Origin of the sequence: Nocardia sp. NPDC127526 (assembly GCF_042672265.1) — a bacterium.
Lineage (GTDB): Bacteria > Actinomycetota > Actinomycetes > Mycobacteriales > Mycobacteriaceae > Nocardia.
Genome location: NZ_JBHXVO010000006.1, coordinates 91131 through 113148, shown reverse-complemented (window position 1 = coordinate 113148; position 22018 = coordinate 91131). Strand labels below are relative to the sequence as shown.

Genomic DNA, 22018 nt, shown 5'->3' with positions numbered 1-22018 from the left:
GATGATTGGCGGTCAGAAACCGAAGGCGGACATAGCGTCCTGAGCCCGGTCACGTTCATGGCGGGCACGCAGAACGTCAGCGGCCGACACCGGACGTGGCATCGGCTCAGGCTGTGGCGGGTGTTTGCCCGGCGGGAGATTGACCGCGATGAGAGTGGCGTTGAGGATCTGCAACCGGTCGCAGATGGTCAGCAGCAGATGTGCGCTGAGGTCGTAGCCGGCCGAGGACCGCATGATCGGATCGGCGTCTTCGGCTGGGGCTGTGAGGCGTTGGGCCTCTTCGGCTTCCTCGAGTTTGACGAGGTGTTCGGCCAGGTCCATGTCCATGGCCTGGGAGGCGCGGTAGCGGCTCCCGTCGGGGAGCTGCCGCAGGAACCGGGCGAGTTTGGCCCACGGCAGCTCACCGCGAAAGAAGCTGAGCAGGTCCACGCCCCAGCAGGCGTGTAGGTCCCACTCGATGGCCTCGTAGTGCTTTTCGAGTAGCGCTACGAGGCCGACTCGCCCCCCGGGAATTCCTCCGCGCCGTCATCGGCGCCCTTGTTGAAATGGGCATTGATGTCGCGGATCAGCGCCAGGGTGACTTCCAGCGGCTGGTCACGTAGCGCGGCCCAGACCTTCGCGAAGGCGTCCTCGCCGACCAGGGCCGCGATCATGTCGGGCAGGTCCTCGGGAGAGGCGATATCAGGGTCGTCGGACAGTCGGGCGAGCATCAGGGTGCGCTCGAGGCCGGTCGGCGGGGTGATCAGCACCGGCGGGTCGTAGGCATCGAATACGTACGGTTCGAAGACCGTGCGGTCCTTGGTGGCCTCGCGGACCAGCTTGGCCCAGTTCGACTCGGCGGGGGCGGACGACTTCTTCTGGGCCTTGGTGGCAGCCATGTTCGAGCGGCTCCTGAGTATTTAGTTGTTATTCAGTTGGATTGCGTTGAGCCCGTTTACTTTCCGGCGGCGGGCCGGACAGCGTTGGGCTTGGGCTTGCGGTCGCCGGAATCAGCCTCGACATCGGGGGCCGGTGCGACTGCGCTGTTACCAATCTTGGCGACATATCCGGCGCACGCCAGATCATTGACCGAGGTCGGAGTGTAGGCGGTCACCTCGATGCCTTCGGGAGAGACGAGGACGACAGGAGTGAATGCGCTCATGGGAGGCGAAAGCCTTTCGTGCGTAACAGATTTGGTAGTGATCTACGAACGCCCCGCCCGGCGCTGCCCGCAGCGGAGTGCAGACAGCGCCGAACAGGGCGGGCCGGAAGGGGCTTACGGGGCGGCGGTGAAGCCGGCCTTCGCCGCGAGGGCCTTCCAGCCGGGGCCGGCCAGGACGGTCTTGATGGCGTAGCCAGTGGACTCGTCGAGCTTGGCCGAGGCGGTGAAGCCATAGCTGATGACCTCGTCCTGCTTCCAGGACTGCTCGGTGACTTCGGTGATGGTCATCTTCGGAACGACCTTGATCACGTAGGTCGTGGTCGGGCCGGCACCGTCGACGCCGATGAACACACCGCGGTGGTAGGTGATCGACGGAGCGGTCGGATCCGCGAATTCCGTCTCACCGGTGACCGGGTTGTACTTCACGTTCGACAGGTCCCGGTTGTGGAACAGCTGAAGGTTGTGCCGGTGGGTCTCCTGGCCGGTCCACGAAATCTTCGTGGTTCGCTTGGTGACGTCGGTGCGCGCGGACTCAAGCAGGCCCCACGCCTCGACCTCGGAGGTCTCGGTCTCCGGCGTAAAGGTGGGCGCGCCTTCCTTGCTCACGTGACCCAGCGAGACGAAGCCCGCGGACTTCAGGTCCAGCAGGTCCGCGGTGGCGCCCGTGGTGAACGATGCGGGGACATCGACGGACATGGGGGCCACGAACACCGCACCCGAAAGCGGCTTCAGAAGCAGGGACTGCTTCAGATCGCGCATGACATTGAGATCCGCCATCGCGGGCTCCTTATTGAGTTGTGTATTCAGTTGTGGAGGTGGAACTTTCAAGCCGCGGCGGCGCGCGACTCGAGGTACTCGGCGGCGCGGTACAGCGTCGCCGGGTCGTCTTTGAGCAGGCCCAGCCCGGTGTTGCAGCCGTGGCAGAGCAGGCCCCGAACCTGTCCGGATCCGCCGTGCTGGTGGTCGACCACCAGTGCGGCGTCAGCGCTGTTGCAGATCGCGCACACCCCGCCCTGGTCGTCGAGCAATTGCAGGTACCTGTCGCGGGTGATGCCGTAGCGGCCCCGCAGTTTCCGGTCGGCGGCACAATCGCGGCACTGGCGTTCGATGCCGCCCCGTTTGCTGGGATTGCGGTGGTAGTGACCGGTCGGCTTGTTTTCGAGGCAGCCGGAACAGGTTTGAAATTGTGGGGTCATGGCCTACTGCGCTCGGAAGCTGATCCAGTAGCTGGACTCGACGAATCTGTTGTCGCTGTGCAGGTCCGGTTCCTGGGCGTTACCGACGTCCTCGCGGGTGGTGTCGATCAGGACGCCGCCTGCCAGGGACTGGGATGCGCCCAGTACGCGGCGGCGAACCTTGCCGGCCGCGGCCCAAGCTTTCGGGCGGGTGTCGGCGACCACGACGACCGACATGAGCGCTCGGTCGGTGATGCCGTCTTCGCAGCCACCGCCGACGCGGTTGACCGCGATGATGGTGCCTAACGTCGCCCATTCGTCAGGGTCCGGGAGCGCGGTGCAGGTCCAGCCCAGATCGTCGAGCAGAGCCATGGTCACCAGCTCGGCGTCTGGGAAGTCCACAGGTTCGCTCATTTGCGACCCCACTTGCGTTCCAGGTCAGCCACGATGGAGCGCAGGCGCCGGTTGTCGCCGCCCATGGTGTGGCGGGCGTAGCGGCTGTAGCGCGGCGGGAACTGGCCCGGCTTCACGCGTTCGCGCACTGCCGGACGCCGGTACTTGCGTGCCAGGTTCCAGCGTCCGAACTCGACAGCACCGGCATAGTCGGTGTCCGCAGTCAGTTCGGCACCTAGTCGAGGCCGTTTGCCGCCCGCGTCCTTACGCGTCTCCAGCGAGATGGTCGTGGAGTTCGCGAGCTGGCCTGTGCGCCAACGCGTTCGAGCGCGCCACATCGCTCGGCCTTCGCGAGCGACCCTCAGGAAGACACCGGCCATGCCCGGCCCGGTCATCACCGCCTCGACCGCGGGATTGACGGGCGGCTTCTTCTCTTCGCCGTACCAGTGGAAGTCACGGTAGCGGGGCACTTTCGGTCTTCCTATCCTTCGATCCGGCGTAGCCGCACCACCAGGCCCGGGGTCCATCCCGTAACCGGATGCTTGGGGCGCTGGGGACGGCCGACGACGTGGTATTGGTCGCCGTCGGGGAGTTCGAGCAGGTCATTGGCCAGCACATCCGCACCGAGCGGGCAGTAGACGGTGACGTCGTAGCGCGCCAGCTCGCGGCTGGCTGTCGGTGCGCCGTTGGTGTTGGGTTCGTCCTGGGAGCCGTACTCGATCACCGTTTCGGCGATCTCGTGGTGCTCCACGTAGGAGGTGTCGCCGAACCGGTCGCGGGCCGGGCGGCGCCACACGATCACGGTGTCGCCGTGCAGAAGAGGCAGCATCATCGCGCCCACCTCACCGGCGCGACACCGAGAACGCCGAACCGCTTCTTTCGAGCGCGCAACGGTTTGAGTTCCTCTGCGGTGAAATGCAATTCGCCCGATGCCGCGTTGTCGTGCAGGCGGGTGGTGGCCCCTCCGACGGCCTGATAGGCGACGCCGGCGGGGTTGCGCACCACCCGCAGCACGGCCGCGCACACGGCGCGGCGCGCGTTGTAGCGCACCAGTTCCGGCAGCGCGGCGGGGTTGCTTGCCAGCCGCGGCACCAGCGACATCAGCATCGCTTCGGCCTCGAGGATCTTGGTCTCCGCAAAGACGAGCTGGCGTTCGGTCAGCTGCCCTTCGTAGGAGGCGATCAGATCGGTCCGGCTAGCAAAGACACCCATCGCGCTTACGCCCCCTCGGCGGCCTTGCGGGTGCGCCGCTTGGGCGCCACCGGCTCGGCCTCAGGTCCGGTCTCGCCGCTGGTGGCCGCCTCGCCGGCCCCCGCATCAGGTGCGGGGGCCGGGGCGGAATCCCAGGCGGCGGGGTTGGTGATCTGGCGGGCCGCCCACTCCGGCACATCATCGGCCGGACCGAACCAGCGCGCTGCGCTGTGTTCGTCGTAGGCGACCACCCACGAAATCAACTTCGCCACAACAACACCCGGCCCTTAGTAGACCGTCGCGACGAACAGCGACTTCGGGTCCTCGAGGACCGGCAGAGTCAGCGCGTCGACCACGGTGGTCTCCTTGAACGGCGGACCGGACTTGACCACGACGCCGGTGATGCCGGGCGCGTCCTCGAAGGACATGTCCGACTGCGCGGCGTTGACCAGCTCGAGCGCGGTGGCGGTGACGCCCCACTTCACCGAGCCCAGGCGGCCGGCCGGCGGCACGAAGATCACCTTGTTCTCGGGGATGACGCGCTTGTCGACGCCGTCGACGCGGATCACCGTGTCGTAGACCTCGGCGATCGGCGGCAGGTTGAAGTCCTCGAGCACGGTGTTGACCACCGAGCGGGACACGATCTGCGGCGAACCGGCGATCGAGGCCGCGTAGGTGCGGAACTCGGCGTTGCGCTGGAGCAGCGACGCGGTCTTGCGGGAGATGATCATGCCGCCCGGCGCGAAGCCGTTGTCGGCGATGTACTTCTCGGTCCAGGTCGCCAGATCCGAAACGATCTGGGCCGCAGCGGTATCGGTCCACACCTTCGCCGCGGTGACGAAATGGTCGCCCGGGACCTCGAAGTCCGCCTTCAGGTACAGGCCGTTCTCGCCGGCCAGGTCGAGCTTGCCGGTGTGCAGCAGCTCGCCACGCGCGACCTCGATGCGGTTGCGGATCGCGCGGACCGCCAGCTCGATGTCGTTGTAGATGGCCTGGGTGATCGCCGAGAGCGAGCCGCCCTTCTGCCGAGCGCGCTCGAGCTGGAGCCGCTCGAGTTCGCCCTTCATGCCCTGCACGGAGATCGGCAGCAGATCGACTTCGCGGGTCTCGAAGTAGTCCCGCTCGAGCTGCGGGATGTTGCCGTCGAACGAGCGGAACTGGGCAGTGCGGTTCACTCGGGTGGTGTTGACCAGCTTGATCGTCTGCTCCTGGACCAGCTGGTCGGGCAGATACGCGGCCAGCTTGTGGTCGGACGGGAGCGGAATTTCACGCGCGAAGACGGTCGCCGAATCGGGATGGACCGGCGCGTCGAAGACTAGAGCCATGGGATGGCCTCCGTATTAAGTTGTGTATTCAGTTGTGAGAGACCAGGTTTCAGAAGAACTTGAACCAGGCAGCCAGCAGGGTCTTGGCCTGAGCGTCCAGACCGTGGCCGGCAGGCAGCTTGGATTCCTTGATCGCACCCGGGCCGAACCACAGCGGCGCAGCCTCATCCGGGCCGGTCGGGGCGAACGCGTCCCACAGGAAACCGGCCGGGGTCTCGCGACCATCGGCGGCGGACTTGTCGTAGGGGCCATACTTGCCGGTCGCGGTGATCTTGCCCAGCACGATGCCCGAGGGCAGATAGCCTTCCGGCATCTGCACCGAGGTGAACTTGCTCATGTCGAGAGTGACCGAGGCGCGGCCCGCCTGCGCGGAGATATCGGCGTAGACGAACGCCCGCGAATCACCCCGGAACGTACCGGTCTTGCGTGTAGCGATGTTGCTCATGAATGGCTCCAGAGATGGTTAGGCGGCCGGGGAGAATCCGCGCCGCTTCGCTTCGGCCAGGCCGTCAGCGCGGGTGCTCTTCTTGGAACTCGCCCCCGGGCTGCCCTGTCCGAAATTCGGGTAGGTGCTCGCAGCGGTGGTAGGGGCCGCCGGTTCCTCGCCGTACATGGCCTTGAGGTGCGCGACGACCTTCTCGCCGTCGATCGAGCCGTCCTCGGCGCTGAACGCGGCGATGTTGACCGTGGAGACGAAGCCGTCGAGCTTGGCACCCTTGATGACCGTGGACGCGTAGCCGCGCAGCTGGGCCTCGTGCAGCATCGGCATCAGCTGGTCACGGGCCTCGCTGCGGCCGGCTTCCCGGGCGGATTCGAGCGCATCCTGCTGGGCGCGTTCGGTTTCCGACAAGGCGGCATCGCGCAGCTGCGCAAGCTCGGCGCGTAGCTCTTCGGCTTCCTCGGCACTCAGGCCGCCGGCCTTGGCACGCGACCGCGACTCATGCATGCGGGCCTTGGCCTTCCAGTAGGCGGCCTGCTGCTCCACAGTCATTTCCGCCAGCGGCGTGTTGTCGGGGTAGCCGTGCTTGTTCACGGCCGGCTCCTCGCCGACACCTTCGGATTCGCCTACCTCCGGGGCGGTTTCGACCGTCTCGATGTCGTCGGGGGTGACGTCGTCGGGAGCGGAGGGGGCAGGGTTGTCGGCGCGCTGCTTGCTCATATTCAGTTGGATCCCTTGTCGGGTAGATGATTTGGTGGTGGGCAGGGGCTCCTTGTCGGAGCCCGGCCCGGTTCTCAACCACCCCAGTTGGGGCGGGAAGTCTAGAGCGCGAGGATCTGCTCGAACGCCCACACCTGCGACTGCTGCCAGCGCAACCGCGGATCGTCGTCCGGCACACCGAGGGCGCGGGTCTTGGCCAGCTCCTTGCGCATCAGTGGCAGCTGGCGGCGTGCGACTTCGGTGAAGTCCGTATCCAGATCCACCACCGCCGGCACTTCCGGATCCCGGAAACGCGGCACGGGCTCGCCGCGGCGTTTCGGCACCAGCAGCGCTTGAAGCTCGCCGTGCTCGTCGACGCCGTACTTGGTGCGGTGCAACAGCTTTGCGCCGGTGCCGCCCGCATCGTCATACAGTCGGTTCAGGTCTTCGCGGTTGAGCCGCAGTCCTGGATCCGCGCCTTCCTTGACCGGCATCACCGTGCAGTTGCAGCCCGTGTGCATGGGCTTCAGCTCGTCGGTCTTGTAGATCCGGTCACTGGCCGCCACGCACAATCCGCACACACCGGTGCGGGAGCGCTCGGGCCGGATGACTCGCCGATATCCGATCACGTCGAGATCCACGACACCGGCTTGGCCGATGACCTGCATCTCCGCCTCCCTCTCAGCGAGGGCGACGTTCGTGGCTAGCTCCATTTTCACACGTGTCGCCGCAGCGTCCAGAGCTTCACCCGAATCGCGTCCACCAGCGACTTCGTGCCGATACCGGCGCGCGGGACGGTTCCACGGCTCCGCGGCCGGCAACCGCTGCGACACCCCCGCCCGGGTGCGCACCGTCTTCGGTGTCGCATACCGGTACGGGCGCGTGGTCGAGTACATGCGCACCTCGTCGGGCACCTCGGGCACGAAATCACCGAGGTCGGTGTCGATTTCAGCGAGGTAGCGGCGCTGGGCAGCGGCGACCATCGTCACGGCCTTGCGCTGGGCGGCGATCGAGACATCGGCGGCGGCCTGGGAGAAGTCCTCCACCGCGGCCCCGTCGAACGGATCGGTCATCCGCCACAGCGCCTGCACCCGGTCCTGGGCGTCGAGCAGCAGCAGACGCCGGCGTGCCGAGTGCGACAGCAGAATCCGCAGCAGCAGCTCGGTCACCATTACGCGGCCACCGCCAGCTCGTCGTCACCCGCACTCGCGCCCGGCTCGGCCGGAGCCGATTGCGCGGCAGCCGGATTCGCGGAGGCCGCCATGCCGGAGGTGGTGTCCATGGCCATGGACTCCTCCATCAGCTCGGATTCGTTGAGCTTGGCGACCAGCGGATCCAGCTCCATGATCTCCACGACCTGCCGCTTACGGGACAGCACGCCGCGGGTCTTCTGCACCGCGTCGGCCTTCGACGCCAGCGGGGTGCGTTCAGTGCTGCCCCACTGAAGGCGCACGTTCACCGCGCGGGCGGCCTGCCCCGAGAGCGCAAACACCATCTGCCACAGCAACATCCACTGCGGAGTCTGGCGCGACTGGCGGTCGAGGATCTTGTCGGTCAGACCCTCGCGCATCATCGACGCACCCTCGGCGGTCTGGTTGGTGCCGTCCGGGGCCAGCATGTGCATGGGGATCCTCGTGCACACGCCGAATTCTTTGACGTCGTCGCGCTCGGCCAGCAGCAGCGGCGTGAGATCGGTTGCGCCGCTTTCCCAGAACTCCACGCCCTCGGGCACGATCCACAGGGTGCCCGGGTCGGCTTGGAAGATGTCTTCGAGGTTGGCGTCGGCCAGGTCGCGGATCAGCGAGTTCTCGTCGTCGGTGAAGTCCGCGCCGCCGTCCAAATCGCCCTTGATGGCCCTCTGTTTGAAGCTTTGGTACCAGGTGATGATCTTGCGGTGCAGGATGCCGTCCATGATGCGGTCGAGGGTGTCCAGATGCGGTTCGAACTCCCCCAGCCCCATCTTGTTCTCGAACCTCACCACGGGAATCCCGCCGAACTCTTCGAGGCCGGGCATCGGCGCGGTCTCGCCGGCCGTCCACTGGTCCATGTTGAAGTCGTCGCCGAACTGGCCCTCTTCGCGGATGAACTCGATGCGCTGACCGGGCAGGAACAGAAGGGCCTTCTGGCAGTTCGCGATTCGGTCCTTGTAAACCTTCACGAACGCGATCAGCCTGCGCGGGTTCAGCGGATCCGGTTCGCCCACACAGAATCGCGGACTCTCGGCCAGCAGCATCGGCACGCTGCCCGTCGGCGCGCCGGCCACCGGCGGAACGATGGTGACGTAGGACTCGCCCAGGGTGTAGAGCCAGGTCTGCATATCGCGTTGCAGCGCAGCGAAACCCGACACCTCCTGGACCTTGCGGGCGATATCGTCGCCGTCGAGGTCCTTGTCGGCCTCGGTGTAGACGCCCTTGAGCACGCTGCGGTCGCACATGGAGTCGATGGCCATGATGGCGTAGTTCGGGCGCGACTTGCGCAACAGCTCCCGGAAGGTCTCACGGTACTTTTCGTTGATGAACGGCAGCGGCGGGTCGCCGATGTAGTAGCTCCACAGCAGGTCAAGCCGGTCGCGCCGAGTCTTGGGCGTGTTGCTGGAGGTGACGCGCGGCTCCCATTCAAGGTCCTCGTCGAACCGCTGCATGAGGTACTCGAACCACCACTCCGGCGGCTGCGTCTTCTGCTCCTGCTTGGCCATATTCAGTTAGGTCCTTCGCTCATCGCACACGCACGGCGACCCGGCGGCGCTTCTTCTTCCCGATCCCCTTGGCCACCGCATCCAGGCGGGCCTGCCACGCCAGCACCGCGGCAACCGCGCCGTCGATCTTGTTCGGCGAGTCCGGGTTTTCCTTGCGGATCTGAATGCCCTTGGGCGTCTCTGCGCGACGGGCATTGAGCACATGCGCCCGCAGCGTGAGGTTGCCGTCGTGACACAGCTTGCGGTCGAGGATCGCCTCCACGAATTCCCGCAGTGCCTCAACCGTTTTGAACGCTCGAGTGCCGGTCATCCACCACTCGATGGGGTGACTGGCCGAGGACTTCACCAGCAGGTGCGGCCCGTACTTCGCCTCCCACGCAGCGACATTCGCCTCCCAGCGGGCAGGGTCGGCGTAGAACGCCACGACCTTGTAGGTCTTGAACGTCTCGAGCAGCGCGGCCTCGATCTCGTGCTCGGGCACCTCCCACCCGTCGACGTGCACACCGGGCGGCTGCTCCCAGATCTTGATCGGCACAACCAGCCCGTCATGCACGCGGCAGGCCACCAGCGCGGTGGCATCGGTGACACCGCGGCGGCGGCGCCGGGAACCGTCGAATCCGAGGGTGATCACATCGCCGGGCACGAGCGGCTCGACCGGCATGTTCTCCGGGCCGACCGCGTCCCATTCGTACGCGGCCACCCACGCGTTCTCCGCGGAGGTCGGGCTGTTGAACCAGTACCGGAACGAGCTGATCACGTCGTTGCGCGGATCGGCGATAGCTTCCACCAGACCGTCGACGTCATTCCAGGCCGCGCAGTCGCCGTAGGAGTCCACCAGCGCCTTGCGCACCAGCTCTTCGTCGTCCAACTCCTCGGGCGTGATCGCCCCGTATCTGTGATCGAAGAGCTGGCGCGGATGGGATTTCAGCTTCCCCGCGAGGGTGTCCTGGATCAGCTTGTAGGTCTGCTCGGCGATGGAGTCCTCACCGGGCGCGTACATCGTGGTCGTCTCGACCGCGAAGGTCTGTGCGGACCGCCGGCGCTTCCGAAGGTTTCGGGTCAGCGTTTTGTACGTCTGGCGCAGCTCAGGCTTGTTGTAGAGGTGCGTTTCGTCGAAGAGGGTCAGCGTGTCCTTGCCGCCGTCCTTGGACGCGGCCGAGCTGGTCGACGGGATGATCTCCCCGCCGCCGGGAATCAGGATCCGGGTCAGGCCGGCGTCGTCGCGGCGCGGCAGAGCGCGGCGCAGCGGTCCCTCGGTCAGGTTCAGGTGGACGGTGTCGTAGACGAGTCCGGCCTGCCCCTCTTCGGTTGCGACGCAACGGATGTAGGGGTTCTTCAGCCGCTTGCCCATGGGTTCGCCGGGCTGGTAGACGTACTCGAAATCGCCGCCCCAGTCGTCGCGGAACACTTCGCCGCCGCGCGCCCATCCATCGAACCTGCATGGACCAATGGCCTCGAAAAGCGCTATGAGCGCAGCGACTTCGGACTTCGCGCACCCCTTCGGGCGGCTGAGGAAGACGTGGTCGTAGATGCGGCGGCCGTCGACACCGAGGGCGTAGGTGTCGACGATGAAGCGCACGTACTCGTCGACGATCGGCGCGACGGATTCACCGCCGACGTCGCCGGGGCCGTGGACGGCGTAGTGCTCGAGCCAGGCGACCGCGAGCCAGCCGAGGCTACGTTCGCGGTCGTGGTCGGGGTGGGTGACGATATCGTGCGGCACCCGGGCTCACGCGCCCTTCAGCAGTCGCGCCCGTCGCTCCTCGGCGTAGCTGACCACCCGCGCCCCGGCGGTCGGCGCGTCCTCGTCGTCCTCGTCCAGGACCGGCTTGATCCGCACCCGCGCCCGCGCGAGGTCGTCCTCGGTAAGGCGCAGTGCCGCACCGAGAGTCGATGTCACGGCCTTGTAGTTCTCGCTGCCGGGCCGCGAGAGATAGCGTTCGATCAGCGGGAGCGTCACCCACAGCTGGAACCAGGTACCCGGCCCGTATAGGCGCGCCTGCGGCAGCGTCGCGAGGTGCTCATAGATCGCACGCCCGGTCGGCCCCACGGTGATCCACTCGGGGATCTCCGGGATATCGCCGTCGTGCGGGGTCGGGTCGATCTCGGTCCAGCCGTCACCGGTGACGAACGGGTCGGCGTTGCGCCGCAATCGCTCGTCGGGGTTTTTCGGCGGTGGACCGCTTCTGCGTCCAGCCATATTGAGTTGTGCTCCCGTGTCGGGGGAAGACCGCTCCCACCGCAGGCGCCACCATGGCGGCGCTACCTGCGGTTCGGCGGTACGGATTCGCGCGTTGGTTTCACCCGCTTCACACACGCGAGCTGGCAGACGCACCCCTGCCGAGCTGTGATGAGGGGAAAGAGCCAGGGCGACAGGATTTGAACCTGCAACGGGCGGCTTTGGAGACCGCTGCTCTACCGGATTGAGCTACGCCCCACTACTCCACCCACGGTATGGGTGCCGTGGAAGGAAGCAAGATGATCAGCGGTACCCGGGGTGCTTTCGCAGCGAATCCGGATGCCGTGCAGCTTCTTTCGATGCAGCCTTTGCCTCGGCGGATTCGCGGGCGGTCTTGGCCCGGTGACATGGACCGCACACGGCCTGGAGGTTCGTCATGGCGTCCGAACCTTGGCGGGCGAAGTTCTGAATGTGGTCGACCTCGGTTGCCCGTCCGACGCACACGCTGAATCGGAGCTGACACTGAAACTCGTCTCGCTCCAATACATCCGGCCGATTTCGCCGATACTCCGCGCCCACATCGCGGGTGCCCCTGGAACCCCAAGCCACTACACCACCGCCTGAATCATCTGATTGGGATTGTCCCAGCAATTCAGGCGCATTCCAGATGATGTGACCTGCCGCAGTTCCGCCGTTTAGGATCTGATCTCCAAGATCAAGAACCGACCTGAAAGCAGAACGTGAAGCGCATCTCGGCCATCGCAGGCACCGTCCTCGCATGCGCAACCATCGCCGGCCTCGCCTCCGGCTGCGGCAGCAACGACGGCACAACCACCGCGGCCACCAGCTCCACGACGACGAGCGCGCCGGTCGCGTACACCTGGGACACCTTCAGGACCAAATACAACGACTTCCTCATCGCCGACTGCAAAGGCAAGGAGGGAGACCCCTGGGTCCAGTGCTACAACTGGCAGGCGGGCCAAGCTCGGTCGATGCTCACGGACATCCAGCAGCTCCCCATGAACAAGCAGCGCGCCGACACCGAGCAGGCGATCAACGCGCTCATCGCATCTCACACCGCAATGAACGGCTACGGGTGCTTGAACTGGGGCGGGATGAGCAATCTGGGCTGCTCGGTCTCGAAGCTCACCAGCGAAGCCGGAGCCACGGGGCTACAGACTTTCATCCGGCTGGGTGCTGCCTGACCGGTACGAAAATGGGCGCCCACGTAACTCGGCGAAGGCCCCTCGTGTCGAAACTGGATAAATCATCTCATAGCGAATCAGATGAAACGTTCCCGCTTCCCAGCAATCACTCCGAAAGATGCTGAAGCGGAAGACAATTCACGCCCTTATAGAACAGCAGATCAGCGTCATAGGCAACCCGGCCGCAGATACAGCAAGGCCCCGACGGATCCACCGAACCACCGGGGCCTTTCTGCGTCCCAAACACCGAAGGAGAAGCACCCCGACCGGTCGTAGCAGCAACCCGCCCGGGGAAGAGCGTCCGAGCCGAAGCTCCAGCCGCGCCACCAACTCTACGGTCCGCCGCCCGCCACACCCGTGGGCTTTACACCCCTCCCCATCTACCTGGGTTCTACCGTCCCCTCCTACCGGCTGCCCTGCTGCCTTGATTTATTGATCCAACCTATCGTTCTCCGATTCCTGGGTTTTGGAACGGGGAACGCTTCGGACGCTAGTCGGCAGCCCAATCCGACCCGAAACCCAGTCCCGTCCGCCTTACGCCCGGGAGGGAGCGTGAAGGGAGGCGAGGGCAGAGTAACCCCGTAACCGCAGAGGATACGGGGAGCCTCACGCTCACGCCCGGTCGGTCGGATCGGTCGTCTCGGTTGAAGCAACGGGCTCCGGGAATTACTCGGAGCCCCAGGACTGGGAACCATTCCAGCAGGTCAACTACGGCAACCACGCCGTCCCCGTTCGAGTCTGCCTTTACCGGGTGGACCCCACTGGATCGAATAGATGCAGAGTCCCCGTTTAACGGCTCCGCAACGCTGGTGAGGCGTCCCACCCGTTTGGATCCCTACGGGCGCAGAGGGGCGCGCCATGGACAGTGACGCGCCCACAACCGTACCATGCGTTTCATGGAACGTAGAACGCGAAACGTTCGACCTGCGGATACGAGGCCATCAGGACGCGCTGACTACACTCGACGCATGCCATCTGCTGACGAACTCCGCGACAAGCTGGTCTCGGCTATCGCGGACGTCGTTGGGACCGAGCGAGGTCGGCAGCAGGCATGGGCAGAGTCCACCGGCCTGGACCCCGCTGAGGTTGGCCGCCTGGCGCGACGAGAACCCGGCGAGTACTCCCTCCAGCGGCTGGTTAACCTCTCTGGACTCTTTGGACTCAATCCGCAGATACATATCGTTGGTGCGCGGCAGCTTGATCCGGGCGCGGTCAAAGACACCAGGTACCAGCGTCGCGCCGGCACCCGCCCGGCGGCGGCCGACTATTCCGACAGCGGGAGGCTCAGTCGCGCGCTGGCGGGGGCGCTCGCCGACTGCATAGATGCTGCACTCGCGGGTCGCACTCAGGCTGAGCTGGCAGAGGAGACTCAGCTTCCGCGGCCTACGATCTCCCAACTGAAGAATCAGCGAATCGAGCGGTTCAAACTGGATTCGCTGATCGACTATGCGCCGAAGTTCGGGCTCACCGTGGACATCGAGGTCAATCGCGCGCACCAATCGACGTGACCAAGCGCGTTCACGGAGTCGGCCTCACCCTTCGCAAGTAGGTTGAGGCGGAAAAGGTTTCAGGGGATCCGCTCCGAAGGCGAATCCTGGCGAGGGGTAGCGCGGCCCCGCTCGAAGGAAGTCGGAGCGGGACCGCCCGTCTCAGCGGCTACGCGCGATCGAACTCGCCATCGCGAGCGCCGGCGACGAACGCCCTCCACTCGCCGGGGGTGAACACCAAGGCCGGACCGGTCGGGTTCTTGCTATCCCGCACGCCGACGGCCCCGCCATCCAGGTAAGCGACCTCGACGCATTCGCTGCCCCCGGAACTGTGGCTGGACTTGAACCACTGAGCGCCGCTCAGGTCAACGTTCACTGTCATGCTCCCTTGCTATTTCTCTCATTAGGTCACGGCTGGGGCGATCGTCCAGCGTCGCCCGCTGAAGCGTACGGAATGTCTCGCGACATCGGCGTACATCGCCCGTCTCTTCAAGATAGACATCGCCGGTGAAGCTCTCGGCGAACACTACGGTCGGTTCGACCGGTTTGCCTCGGCTGTCCTTGGGGAAGGACATGATGATGAATTGCGACACCACGATCCCCGCCGGGAAGCCTGCCCGGAACGGCAGGATTCGAACCTGGATATTGTCGCGTGTGCTCAGGTCCGCGATGTGCCGCAGCTGACCCGCCATGATCTGTCGGCTCCCGACCGTTGTTCGCAGCACGGACTCGTGGAGCACCACGGAGAGTTGGACCGGTTGGCGCTGGCGGGTGATGATGTGTTGCCGCTGCATCCTAATTCCGACTCGTCGGTCCAGTTCCTCATCGGTGTCCCTCGAAAAGTATTGCCGGTCAAGGGTTCTCGCATAGTCGGTGGTTTGCAGGATGCCTGGAACGATCAGAGGCTGGAAGATCGCCAGCTCGCTGGCGCCGGCCTCCAGGCCGAGATACGTGTTGAATCGCGCGGCGATGACGTCGCCATAGCTTCGCCACCATGATCGGACAGGGGCTTGTTCGGCTAGTTCTCTGATAGCGGCCGTCTTCTCCTCGTCCGTCCCGAACAGCTCGCACAGACCGATCACATCGCGGATCCGCACACGCTCCGACTTACCGCGTTCGAGTCGGCTCAGCGTGCTCTTCCCCCACTCCATCAACCGTGCGGCTTCCTCCAAACTCATTCCGGTCGCTTCGCGAGCCTCCCGCAGCAGCCGCCCGAGCTGCCGCCGCGGGAGCGTGCTCCCCGTGTCTTCCGGCTCGTCATCTTTCACATGCGCCCCCTGTTTCGTTCCGGCCCAACCGTTTGTGCCATTTTGGGAGGATCGTACGGGCCAACTCAACACGCGTGCTGGGCTTTTGCGCGACTTTCGCGAAGTTGCGGCCTGGCGCTCTGGCGCGTCGGGAACTGACACATCGTTGTCACATGGCCGCGACTACCCGACCCACGCACCCCCAAGCCGGCGGATCGGCGTGGGCTGAACCGGGGCCGGCGCACACCTTGACGTTCGACCCTCCTGGAGGTCGGCAGATGCCGAGCCGAGAACTGCCACAGCGAGAGGCGCTAGTTGGTCCGCAGCGGCGAGTCCACTGCGATGTGCCGATCGAAGAAATCGAGCGCTACTTGGTGGCGCTTCGTGAATGGAATCCCAATCTGCCCGGGGCCGGGGTGCCGTCTCCTCCGGCTCCGGGTGTGTCAACACGACGGTAGGTGGGTTTCAAATGAGCTGGGACGCAATGTCGCTCGCCCTGCTGGACCAGGTGAACTGCAACAACACCGCCTGGGCAAGCTCGAGCATCGAGAACGCGCACCGCGCGATGCAGGTGCACCTGGACTGCTTGACCGATGAATGCCCTGCGCGTGCGGCTGCCCGAGATCTGCTGGAGCGGAACAAGAAGCTGAAACGCGACTCGGGACGAATGGGATGAACCGTAAGTCCTTGTACGACATCGTCGTCAGTACGCGTCGCATCGGATGGCATCACGACGCGGCTGGCGTCGCGCCGGTGTGGAACGACGGATTCATCGGTGAGCCGATCAGCCTGACCGACGACGTCGACGGATTGATCGCGGCCGAGCTGGTTACCGAGGTGATCGACGTCGAGCCGCTGTTCGTGATCGACCACGACCCGATGAAGTCACTGCCTCAAGGACTGTCACACCCGCAGGCTAACGTCACCGCATCACAGATCGCCGCGCTCCACGAAACTGATTCGCCCAACGAAACTTTGAAGGGGTCCTTGGTGCTCAACCACGTTGACGTCCACCTGCTGCTCGTACGCGACGACCGCATCTTCCTAGCTCGCCGAATCAACACCGGGTACATGGACGGGCAATGGAATCTGCCCTCCGGGAAGCTGGAGGACGGCGAGGATCTCGTCGCCGCGGTCATGCGTGAGGCGCACGAAGAGGTCGGGCTGGAGTTGGAGCGCTCCGCGATGCGGCTGGCTACCGTTGTTCATAAGCACGCACCAGATGGACCAGCGCGGGTCGGGACCTTCTTCCTCGCGACACGCTGGGTCGGAGAGCCGCGCAACGCGGAGCCGCACAAGTGCAGCGAGGTCGGATGGTTCCCTGTCGACGAACTGCCGGCCGATGTCGTGCCGTACAGCAGGGTCGGGATCGGGCAGTGGCTCCGCAGTGAATCGTTCGGGCTGCTGGACTGGCCGCAACCCGTTGCGACTCACTGACATTGGCAAAACTGATGCCGAGCTGATCGAAGCCGCTGAGATCAGCTCGGCACCTTCATGCATATGCGGCGTGGAGTGGCCGGCCAGCCTTCGCCCCAGGGGTCAAGACGCTGGCGCCTCGGTGAGCAGGCGCGATCGGAATTGGTCGAGTTTGACGCATTCGGCGTCGATCAGCCAACCAAGGTAGGTGACGGACGCATCTTTGGATTCGCGGAAAGATTCAATTCCTTCGTAAACCAGCGAGACGCCGTAACCGCGGTTGTATGCATCGACCGATGTGAATCGCAGGCACACGTCGGCGGAATATCCGATGATGTAGACGTGGTCGCGCCCGAGGTGCCGCAAAAGATCATCGAGATTTGTGTTGTAGAAGCCGCTGAACCGCTTCTTTTCCACGAAGTAGTCGTCAGGCTTGATTGACAATTGCTCCACTACCTGCGACAGTTCCCGATCCCGCACGAGATTGGCGCACCAGCTCTCACCCTCGCTCCAGGCCCGGGGCCAGTCGGCTCGGTCCTCGCGGTAGATGGTGACGACGTGGATTACGGGGATGTCGGCCTGGCGGGCGATGTCGACGATCTGGTTGCAGCGCTCGCCCAGCTGTTTGCGGTCCACATCGGGGTTCTCCACGAAGAAGAACTCCTGCATGTCGACGACGATCAACGCACTCTTTTTCATGACTGGCCGCTCCTTGGTAGGTGATGCTTCTGAATTGCGACTGCGATCAGCCGCAATGCGGGTTCTAGGATGTCCATTACCGCGATTGATCTTTGGGGGTCGATCGTGTCGTTTTCGCCGATGGGGTTTTCGCATCTGAAATTGACATTGAGAACACCGAGGGCATCGGACCCTCCGGGTTCCGGGGTTCGGATTGCCACGGCGAGCAGGGCGCCAAAGTAGCATTCATCCCGCCAATACCGGTACCTGGCTTCGATTTTGGACAAGAGACCCGGTGCCAATCCGTACTCGGGATCTGCGTACAGGCCGCGGAACGAGCCAACGTAGTCGATGCCCCGCGACAGGTAGGCATTGCCGCTTCCGCGCCACGGGATGCCGTTCACCTGCACAGGGATCAGAGTCGGTCGTGTCGTTCGGCGCACCCCGCTGGCCCACACTTGCAGCCATCCCAGCTCGCTGACCAATCCCTCCACCAGAGGGACAGCGGCCGGCGAGACCGAGTGCACGGGCACGACGACGTCCAGCCAAGCCGCTTCCCGACACACGAGGGTCGCGATGACCCGGTTCAAAACCGCCAGCAGCTCGTCGACCTCCTCGCTGAAGTACGTGCTGCGCTCGACAATTGCCAGGCAGCACCGCAGGTAGGCAGACCATCCACTAGCGACATCGGCGAATTCATCAATGCCGGCCACGGTCATCGGCGAATTCGCTGGAGCTTCCGGTCCCGCATTGGATTCATATGCCCGCAGCGCGGCCCGTTCGGTGAGGGACATCGCCTCGTAATCGGTGAAGTCCACCAGGAGGTTCGGCTTGGTGCCGTACAGCCTCGCGAGAACGGACAGTGTGTGAAGGGTCGGCTTGACGCCGCCGATCGGCCACGCCTCGAAGTCGGAGATCCGCTTGCCGCTCATCGACGCCTGCGGGTCACCGATCAAGTCGTTGTAGCTGGCGGCAACCTCGTCCTGGGTCATACCATGGGCGTGGCGCCAGGCTTGGCGTGGACGAAATCCGCACTGAACAGCCAACTCCCCAGCGATTTGCGCGGTGGAGAATGCTTCTCGCTGCATCGCACGGCGAAGGCGTTCCCGCGCTGCTTTCGTGCCTGATTCATGCCTCACCAGGTCTCACTCCCGATGCGTGATCCTCGCACCTCACCTTACTCACTGCGCCTTGGCGCTGAGGTGCACTGCATGTACCCAATCTCGAGGAGTTTCACCGCTGCCGACTGGCTTCCTGCTGGTGACGGCGGGGAAAGGGCCGCGGGCGAACTCCCCAGTCCTGGTCGGGCCAAATGCATTGCGGGAGGCGCATTCTCGTTGCAGACATCGGGCTATTCAGGAGGACCGGATGACTACCTCGACCCCCGACCTCACCAGCATTTTCGGCGCCAGTGGATATCGCGCTCCGGTTCGGTGGTGCTCGCCCACACGCGCTCGGGACCTCGCCCAGCGATTGGCGGCCATCTACGGAGAGCAGCGCACCGAGGTCGTCAGCAACGCGCACCTGACCGAGCCGTGGGCGCGACGACTGGCCACCAATCCCGTTATCGTGCAGCATGTTCGGTCCCTGATCGGGGACAACGCCGCAGTCGAGCACACCTTTATGATCGCCAAGTTTCCCCCCGAGCCCGACGAGGTGGACTTCTTGGTCCCGCCGCACCAGGACGGAACCGACACCACTTTCGATCTCGACCCGGCGCGGTCGGTGGCGGTCTGGCTGGCAATCTCGCCCGCTCCCGCGGACGCGGGTTGTCTGCAAATCGCCGCCGGCTCCCACACTCGCGGATACCTTCGCCACGAGTACGAGACGCTGCTGCGCCGCGCTGGCCGCGCCGTCACGGTTGCCGATGTGCCAAAGACGCTGGCCGACACCGTATTCACCGATCTGCCAATGGAGGCCGGCCGCGGGGTGCTGTTCGACATGCGGCTGGTGCACCGCTCGGGAGTCAACAAGACCGACGGAGTACGCATCGGTTTCAACATTCGTTACGCCCGCGAAGACGGGTTCCTGCGCGGCTCTGCGACCGCGCGTCCGGGCTGGATGCCCCTTCAGCTTCCGCGGCTGTGAAACAGCTGCGGGGGAACGATATTCACCACGATTGCAAGGAAGCCCATCATGTCGGCTGCAAACCTTTCTCTGCTCCCGGTGTCTTCCGAGGTATCGCTCGACTTCATCCCCGCCGATCCGGTGGTGTGGGTCCGCGCCCTGGAAGGCGAAGGCCCGGGAACCCCGCGCCGGGGCGACAAGACCCTCGTCGCGATCTCGCAATGCACCTACTACTGCCCCAACGCCGACATCGCCGCGAAAGCCCTCGCGGCGCTGAAGGATTCCGATGACCGGCTGCGCCAGCGCGCGGAAGAGCTGATGCTGTGGGACTGGCAGAACACCTACTGGGAAGCCGATCGCGACAACCAGGCCGGCGGCGGCACCATCCACCTGGGAGTCGCCTGGTACGACGCCGCGTTCTACAACGACCGGCGCGAGGCATGGTTCGGCGCCATGCACCAGCACATCTACAGCAAGATCGGGATCCCCGTCGACGGAATCTCCGTCACACACTTCCTGGTCGATCCGGCCGCCGCCTGAACCCGAGCTGATCGGGAAGACCGGTAGATCAGGAGGACCGCGTGGTGGAGACAGTCGTGCCCACGGACTCCACCACGCGGACCCCCACCGGCCGTCGCCTCGACGAAGCGCCCTTCAGTGCACCTATTGTGCCGGCGAGCGCGAGAACTATGCCCCCACAGATGAATCCGCGCGTCGGTGCCGACGCGATAGCCGCCGGGATCACAGCCAGACCCGCCGTTCCCGCGCTGCGCATGACCAGGTAGTTCACTGCCAACAGGCGCAGACGTTCCGCGGGCTCGAATGCCGCGATGTGAACGGACAGGCTGATGCTGATGATTGGGTTGACGAAGCCGATCGCCGTCGCGACGACCACCACCCATGCCAGCGAGCCCGCAGCCCCAATCGCGATCAGCAGGATTCCCGAAGCCGCCCACGCCAAACAGAATCGGGTAGGGAAACGGCCCGGCCTCGCCCGCGCCATCGTCCGATTCCCCACCAGCGCGGCAATCCCACTTGCGGTCATCACGGACCCGTACAGAGTTGGCCCTGCCCCGAAGCTGTGAACGAGTAGTACCGGAAGCCCTATGCCGGGCAGCGCATTCAGGAAGACACCTACTCCCTGGACGCTGAATGCTGTCCTCAAGTCGGGCTCCTGGCGCAACAGCCGCCGCGCGAGCCGTGGTTCCGATCCGCAGGCCCGCGAGACCGAGCTGGTCAGGCGCGTAGCGCGCGCCAACAGCAACAAGGCGGCCGTGGAGATCGCGAAGGTAGCCGCATCGGCAGCGAAGAGCACACCGAAAGGGGCGAACGCGACCACCACGCCAGCCAATGCTGGCCCGGCTATCCGCGCGATCCGGCCCGTGAGGTCCATCAAACCCATCAGCGCCGGCCGATCGGATTCCGAAACCAGTTCGGGCACCAGTGCACCCAACGACGGATCGAACACCGCACCGAGCACCCCCAACACCGCGACCACGGTCAACATGGCCGGGGTGCCACCCGCTGACCAAGCCAGCGGCAACGCCGCGGTCAGCACCGCGCGGGCCGCATCGACGCCGGCCAGCGCTCGGAATGAGACGCACCGACTCAAGAGGCGATGCCCGAACGCGCCGACCGCGATGTACGGAACCGACTCGGCGATGGCGACCAATCCCATGGTCACCGGCCCGGACCGTTCCAGCGCTAGCCACATCACCGCCATTGCGAAGAATCTGTCACCGGTCACCGATAGCAGCTGTGCCATCCAGATAGCTAGGACACGAGGGCGGCGCAGCAAGGTCGACGGCAGCAACGGCACAGCGCACGACAATAGGCGAAGGCCAGCCGATCTTCAGCGTGTCGGGATGGCATGTTGCAGCCCGGCCTTGCCCGACGTGGCACCGAGTCCCCCACATTCCCCTGGCGTCACAGTGACGTTTTCAGTCCAGGTCAGGACAAGATCGCATGTCCGCCGCTAGAGCCGAATCCGCCCGCTCCGCGCTCGGTGTCCTCCAGCTGCTCGACACATTCGAAGTCAACCAGCTCGACGCGCTGAACGATCAGCTGCGCGATACGGTCGCCGCGGCGAATCTCGATCGGAGTCCGCGGATCGAGGTTGATCAGGCACACCTTGACCTCACCTCGGTAACCGGCGTCGATCGTGCCGGGCGCGTTCACGATCGACAGACCCACCTTGGCGGCCAAGCCAGACCGCGGATGAATGAGGCCGACGGTTCCAACGGGTAGGGCCACCGCAATGCCGGTACCAACAACGACCCGCTCCCCCGGCTCGATGACCTCGTCGCTGGTCGCGCACAGGTCCACACCGGCGTCACCCTCGTGCGCCCGCGCCGGATAAGCCCAGTTCGGCTCAAGGTTCATGAATGGGATAGGTCCGAGATCAGTCACGCGCACCGAGATTACCGAGCGCCGGCAGTGCAGTTGGCTGCAATTACACCCCTTGGAACCCGTACAGACGGCGAACACCCGAGAGGTGCGCTGTCCTATTCATATGCGGGGGGAGGGGGGTCCGGGGCTGGGGACGTGTCAACGATGGGCCTTGAGGCGATCACCCGGCGTCCGTCCCCGGCGTCCGTCCCCGGCGTCCGTCCCCGGCGTCCGTCCCCGGCGTCCGTCCCCGGCGTCCGTCCCCGGCGTCCGTCCCCGGCGTCCGTCCCCGG

30 protein-coding genes and 1 tRNA gene are annotated in these 22018 nt (G+C 65.2%); 6 read left to right on the top strand and 25 right to left on the bottom strand.

The window, feature by feature from the left end; genetic code table 11:
* Positions 1-12: 12 nt before the first annotated feature.
* The 19 genes from ACFVIV_RS13565 to ACFVIV_RS13475 all read right to left on the bottom strand — a co-directional run bounded on the left by ACFVIV_RS13565 (position 13) and on the right by ACFVIV_RS13475 (position 12017).
* Positions 13-429, bottom strand: coding sequence for a hypothetical protein (locus ACFVIV_RS13565; protein ID WP_379195890.1), 417 nt, complete (start codon positions 427-429; stop codon positions 13-15).
* A gap of 56 nt (positions 430-485) precedes the next feature.
* Positions 486-878, bottom strand: coding sequence for a hypothetical protein (locus ACFVIV_RS13560; RefSeq protein ID WP_379195888.1), 393 nt, complete (start codon positions 876-878; stop codon positions 486-488).
* Between the two features lie 56 nt (positions 879-934).
* Positions 935-1141 carry a hypothetical protein gene (locus ACFVIV_RS13555; RefSeq protein ID WP_379195886.1) on the bottom strand — a complete coding sequence of 69 codons (207 nt, stop codon included), beginning with the start codon at positions 1139-1141 and terminating at the stop codon, positions 935-937.
* Between the two features lie 114 nt (positions 1142-1255).
* Entirely contained in the window at positions 1256-1918 is a 663-nt protein-coding gene (locus tag ACFVIV_RS13550) for a hypothetical protein (RefSeq protein WP_379195884.1), read from the bottom strand.
* A gap of 47 nt (positions 1919-1965) precedes the next feature.
* Positions 1966-2337: an endonuclease VII domain-containing protein gene (locus ACFVIV_RS13545; RefSeq protein ID WP_379195882.1), complete on the bottom strand. Its 372-nt coding sequence runs from the start codon at positions 2335-2337 to the stop codon at positions 1966-1968.
* Positions 2338-2340: 3 nt separating this feature from the next.
* Positions 2341-2730, bottom strand: coding sequence for a hypothetical protein (locus ACFVIV_RS13540; RefSeq protein WP_379195880.1), 390 nt, complete (start codon positions 2728-2730; stop codon positions 2341-2343).
* Positions 2727-3179, bottom strand: a complete 453-nt coding sequence (locus ACFVIV_RS13535; protein WP_379195878.1) for a hypothetical protein — start codon at positions 3177-3179, stop codon at positions 2727-2729. The genes ACFVIV_RS13540 and ACFVIV_RS13535 overlap by 4 nt, the downstream gene beginning before the upstream one ends.
* Positions 3180-3190: 11 nt before the next feature.
* The gene (locus ACFVIV_RS13530) at positions 3191-3541 is read right to left on the bottom strand and encodes a hypothetical protein (protein ID WP_379195876.1); all 351 of its coding nucleotides are present in this window, start codon (positions 3539-3541) and stop codon (positions 3191-3193) included.
* Positions 3538-3921, bottom strand: a complete 384-nt coding sequence (locus tag ACFVIV_RS13525; RefSeq protein WP_379195874.1) for a Gp19/Gp15/Gp42 family protein — start codon at positions 3919-3921, stop codon at positions 3538-3540. The genes ACFVIV_RS13530 and ACFVIV_RS13525 overlap by 4 nt, the downstream gene beginning before the upstream one ends.
* A gap of 5 nt (positions 3922-3926) precedes the next feature.
* Entirely contained in the window at positions 3927-4172 is a 246-nt protein-coding gene (locus ACFVIV_RS13520) for a hypothetical protein (RefSeq protein ID WP_379195873.1), read from the bottom strand.
* A 15-nt stretch (positions 4173-4187) separates the two neighbouring features.
* Positions 4188-5225 (bottom strand): major capsid protein, encoded by a 1038-nt coding sequence (locus ACFVIV_RS13515; protein ID WP_379195871.1) that lies wholly within the window; start codon positions 5223-5225, stop codon positions 4188-4190.
* 49 nt (positions 5226-5274) lie between these two features.
* Positions 5275-5670, bottom strand: a complete 396-nt coding sequence (locus ACFVIV_RS13510; protein ID WP_379195869.1) for a head decoration protein — start codon at positions 5668-5670, stop codon at positions 5275-5277.
* A gap of 18 nt (positions 5671-5688) precedes the next feature.
* The gene (locus ACFVIV_RS13505; protein ID WP_379195867.1) at positions 5689-6384 is read right to left on the bottom strand and encodes a hypothetical protein; all 696 of its coding nucleotides are present in this window, start codon (positions 6382-6384) and stop codon (positions 5689-5691) included.
* 101 nt (positions 6385-6485) lie between these two features.
* Positions 6486-7535 (bottom strand): hypothetical protein, encoded by a 1050-nt coding sequence (locus ACFVIV_RS13500; protein WP_379195865.1) that lies wholly within the window; start codon positions 7533-7535, stop codon positions 6486-6488.
* Positions 7535-9058 carry a hypothetical protein gene (locus ACFVIV_RS13495; protein WP_379195863.1) on the bottom strand — a complete coding sequence of 508 codons (1524 nt, stop codon included), beginning with the start codon at positions 9056-9058 and terminating at the stop codon, positions 7535-7537. The genes ACFVIV_RS13500 and ACFVIV_RS13495 overlap by 1 nt, the downstream gene beginning before the upstream one ends.
* Before the next feature lie 19 nt (positions 9059-9077).
* Entirely contained in the window at positions 9078-10781 is a 1704-nt protein-coding gene (locus ACFVIV_RS13490; RefSeq protein ID WP_379195861.1) for a hypothetical protein, read from the bottom strand.
* 6 nt (positions 10782-10787) lie between these two features.
* Positions 10788-11258 (bottom strand): hypothetical protein, encoded by a 471-nt coding sequence (locus ACFVIV_RS13485; RefSeq protein WP_379195859.1) that lies wholly within the window; start codon positions 11256-11258, stop codon positions 10788-10790.
* 164 nt (positions 11259-11422) lie between these two features.
* Positions 11423-11496, bottom strand: a tRNA-Trp gene (locus tag ACFVIV_RS13480).
* Positions 11497-11540: 44 nt separating this feature from the next.
* Complete coding sequence (locus ACFVIV_RS13475; RefSeq protein WP_379195857.1) at positions 11541-12017, bottom strand: HNH endonuclease; 477 nt, start codon at positions 12015-12017, stop codon at positions 11541-11543.
* Between ACFVIV_RS13475 and ACFVIV_RS13470 the strand changes: the two genes are divergently transcribed.
* Together ACFVIV_RS13470 and ACFVIV_RS13465 are read left to right on the top strand one after the other, a co-directional pair.
* Positions 11978-12442 carry a hypothetical protein gene (locus tag ACFVIV_RS13470; protein ID WP_379195856.1) on the top strand — a complete coding sequence of 155 codons (465 nt, stop codon included), beginning with the start codon at positions 11978-11980 and terminating at the stop codon, positions 12440-12442. The two genes, ACFVIV_RS13475 and ACFVIV_RS13470, sit on opposite strands and share 40 nt — an antisense overlap.
* A 968-nt stretch (positions 12443-13410) precedes the next feature.
* Positions 13411-13950: an XRE family transcriptional regulator gene (locus ACFVIV_RS13465; RefSeq protein WP_379195854.1), complete on the top strand. Its 540-nt coding sequence runs from the start codon at positions 13411-13413 to the stop codon at positions 13948-13950.
* A 148-nt stretch (positions 13951-14098) separates the two neighbouring features.
* Here ACFVIV_RS13465 and ACFVIV_RS13460 read toward each other — a convergent pair whose 3' ends face one another.
* A complete protein-coding gene (locus ACFVIV_RS13460; protein ID WP_379196360.1) occupies positions 14099-14305 on the bottom strand; it encodes a DUF397 domain-containing protein in 207 nt (68 codons plus the stop codon).
* On the bottom strand, positions 14295-15197 hold the full coding sequence (locus ACFVIV_RS13455; protein ID WP_379195852.1) for a helix-turn-helix domain-containing protein: 903 nt from the start codon (positions 15195-15197) through the stop codon (positions 14295-14297). Before ACFVIV_RS13455 ends, ACFVIV_RS13460 begins: the two co-directional genes overlap by 11 nt.
* Positions 15198-15645: 448 nt before the next feature.
* On the opposite strand from ACFVIV_RS13455, the gene ACFVIV_RS13450 reads away from it, so the two are divergent.
* Both ACFVIV_RS13450 and ACFVIV_RS13445 read left to right on the top strand, forming a co-directional pair.
* Positions 15646-15852 (top strand): hypothetical protein, encoded by a 207-nt coding sequence (locus ACFVIV_RS13450; RefSeq protein ID WP_379195850.1) that lies wholly within the window; start codon positions 15646-15648, stop codon positions 15850-15852.
* 11 nt (positions 15853-15863) lie between these two features.
* Positions 15864-16613, top strand: coding sequence for an NUDIX domain-containing protein (locus ACFVIV_RS13445; protein WP_379195848.1), 750 nt, complete (start codon positions 15864-15866; stop codon positions 16611-16613).
* Between the two features lie 102 nt (positions 16614-16715).
* Here ACFVIV_RS13445 and ACFVIV_RS13440 read toward each other — a convergent pair whose 3' ends face one another.
* Entirely contained in the window at positions 16716-17291 is a 576-nt protein-coding gene (locus ACFVIV_RS13440; RefSeq protein ID WP_379195846.1) for a cysteine hydrolase family protein, read from the bottom strand.
* Positions 17288-18262: a hypothetical protein gene (locus ACFVIV_RS13435; RefSeq protein ID WP_379195844.1), complete on the bottom strand. Its 975-nt coding sequence runs from the start codon at positions 18260-18262 to the stop codon at positions 17288-17290. The genes ACFVIV_RS13440 and ACFVIV_RS13435 overlap by 4 nt, the downstream gene beginning before the upstream one ends.
* A 376-nt stretch (positions 18263-18638) precedes the next feature.
* Between ACFVIV_RS13435 and ACFVIV_RS13430 the strand changes: the two genes are divergently transcribed.
* Positions 18639-19358: a phytanoyl-CoA dioxygenase family protein gene (locus ACFVIV_RS13430; RefSeq protein ID WP_379195842.1), complete on the top strand. Its 720-nt coding sequence runs from the start codon at positions 18639-18641 to the stop codon at positions 19356-19358.
* A 78-nt stretch (positions 19359-19436) separates the two neighbouring features.
* Positions 19437-19877, top strand: coding sequence for a hypothetical protein (locus ACFVIV_RS13425; RefSeq protein ID WP_379195840.1), 441 nt, complete (start codon positions 19437-19439; stop codon positions 19875-19877).
* Positions 19878-19905: 28 nt separating this feature from the next.
* Here ACFVIV_RS13425 and ACFVIV_RS13420 read toward each other — a convergent pair whose 3' ends face one another.
* Complete coding sequence (locus ACFVIV_RS13420) at positions 19906-21156, bottom strand: MFS transporter (RefSeq protein ID WP_379195838.1); 1251 nt, start codon at positions 21154-21156, stop codon at positions 19906-19908.
* A gap of 131 nt (positions 21157-21287) precedes the next feature.
* Positions 21288-21719, bottom strand: a complete 432-nt coding sequence (gene dut / locus ACFVIV_RS13415) for a dUTP diphosphatase (RefSeq protein WP_379196358.1) — start codon at positions 21717-21719, stop codon at positions 21288-21290.
* Between the last annotated feature and the right edge of the window lie 299 nt (positions 21720-22018).

Coding starts and splice junctions, on each gene's coding strand:
- ACFVIV_RS13540 (WP_379195880.1), bottom strand. CDS start 2,730: ATGAGCGAACCTGTGGACTTCCCAGACGCCGAGCTGGTGACCATGGCT.
- ACFVIV_RS13475 (WP_379195857.1), bottom strand. CDS start 12,017: ATGCGAGGACGGTGCCTGCGATGGCCGAGATGCGCTTCACGTTCTGCT.
- ACFVIV_RS13465 (WP_379195854.1), top strand. CDS start 13,411: ATGCCATCTGCTGACGAACTCCGCGACAAGCTGGTCTCGGCTATCGCG.
- ACFVIV_RS13435 (WP_379195844.1), bottom strand. CDS start 18,262: ATGACCCAGGACGAGGTTGCCGCCAGCTACAACGACTTGATCGGTGAC.
- ACFVIV_RS13515 (WP_379195871.1), bottom strand. CDS start 5,225: ATGGCTCTAGTCTTCGACGCGCCGGTCCATCCCGATTCGGCGACCGTC.
- ACFVIV_RS13560 (WP_379195888.1), bottom strand. CDS start 878: ATGGCTGCCACCAAGGCCCAGAAGAAGTCGTCCGCCCCCGCCGAGTCG.
- ACFVIV_RS13510 (WP_379195869.1), bottom strand. CDS start 5,670: ATGAGCAACATCGCTACACGCAAGACCGGTACGTTCCGGGGTGATTCG.
- ACFVIV_RS13500 (WP_379195865.1), bottom strand. CDS start 7,535: ATGGTGACCGAGCTGCTGCTGCGGATTCTGCTGTCGCACTCGGCACGC.
- ACFVIV_RS13440 (WP_379195846.1), bottom strand. CDS start 17,291: ATGAAAAAGAGTGCGTTGATCGTCGTCGACATGCAGGAGTTCTTCTTC.
- ACFVIV_RS13555 (WP_379195886.1), bottom strand. CDS start 1,141: ATGAGCGCATTCACTCCTGTCGTCCTCGTCTCTCCCGAAGGCATCGAG.
- ACFVIV_RS13545 (WP_379195882.1), bottom strand. CDS start 2,337: ATGACCCCACAATTTCAAACCTGTTCCGGCTGCCTCGAAAACAAGCCG.
- ACFVIV_RS13530 (WP_379195876.1), bottom strand. CDS start 3,541: ATGATGCTGCCTCTTCTGCACGGCGACACCGTGATCGTGTGGCGCCGC.
- ACFVIV_RS13430 (WP_379195842.1), top strand. CDS start 18,639: ATGACTACCTCGACCCCCGACCTCACCAGCATTTTCGGCGCCAGTGGA.
- ACFVIV_RS13505 (WP_379195867.1), bottom strand. CDS start 6,384: ATGAGCAAGCAGCGCGCCGACAACCCTGCCCCCTCCGCTCCCGACGAC.
- ACFVIV_RS13450 (WP_379195850.1), top strand. CDS start 15,646: ATGAGCTGGGACGCAATGTCGCTCGCCCTGCTGGACCAGGTGAACTGC.
- ACFVIV_RS13550 (WP_379195884.1), bottom strand. CDS start 1,918: ATGGCGGATCTCAATGTCATGCGCGATCTGAAGCAGTCCCTGCTTCTG.
- ACFVIV_RS13525 (WP_379195874.1), bottom strand. CDS start 3,921: ATGGGTGTCTTTGCTAGCCGGACCGATCTGATCGCCTCCTACGAAGGG.
- ACFVIV_RS13495 (WP_379195863.1), bottom strand. CDS start 9,058: ATGGCCAAGCAGGAGCAGAAGACGCAGCCGCCGGAGTGGTGGTTCGAG.
- dut (WP_379196358.1), bottom strand. CDS start 21,719: ATGAACCTTGAGCCGAACTGGGCTTATCCGGCGCGGGCGCACGAGGGT.
- ACFVIV_RS13485 (WP_379195859.1), bottom strand. CDS start 11,258: ATGGCTGGACGCAGAAGCGGTCCACCGCCGAAAAACCCCGACGAGCGA.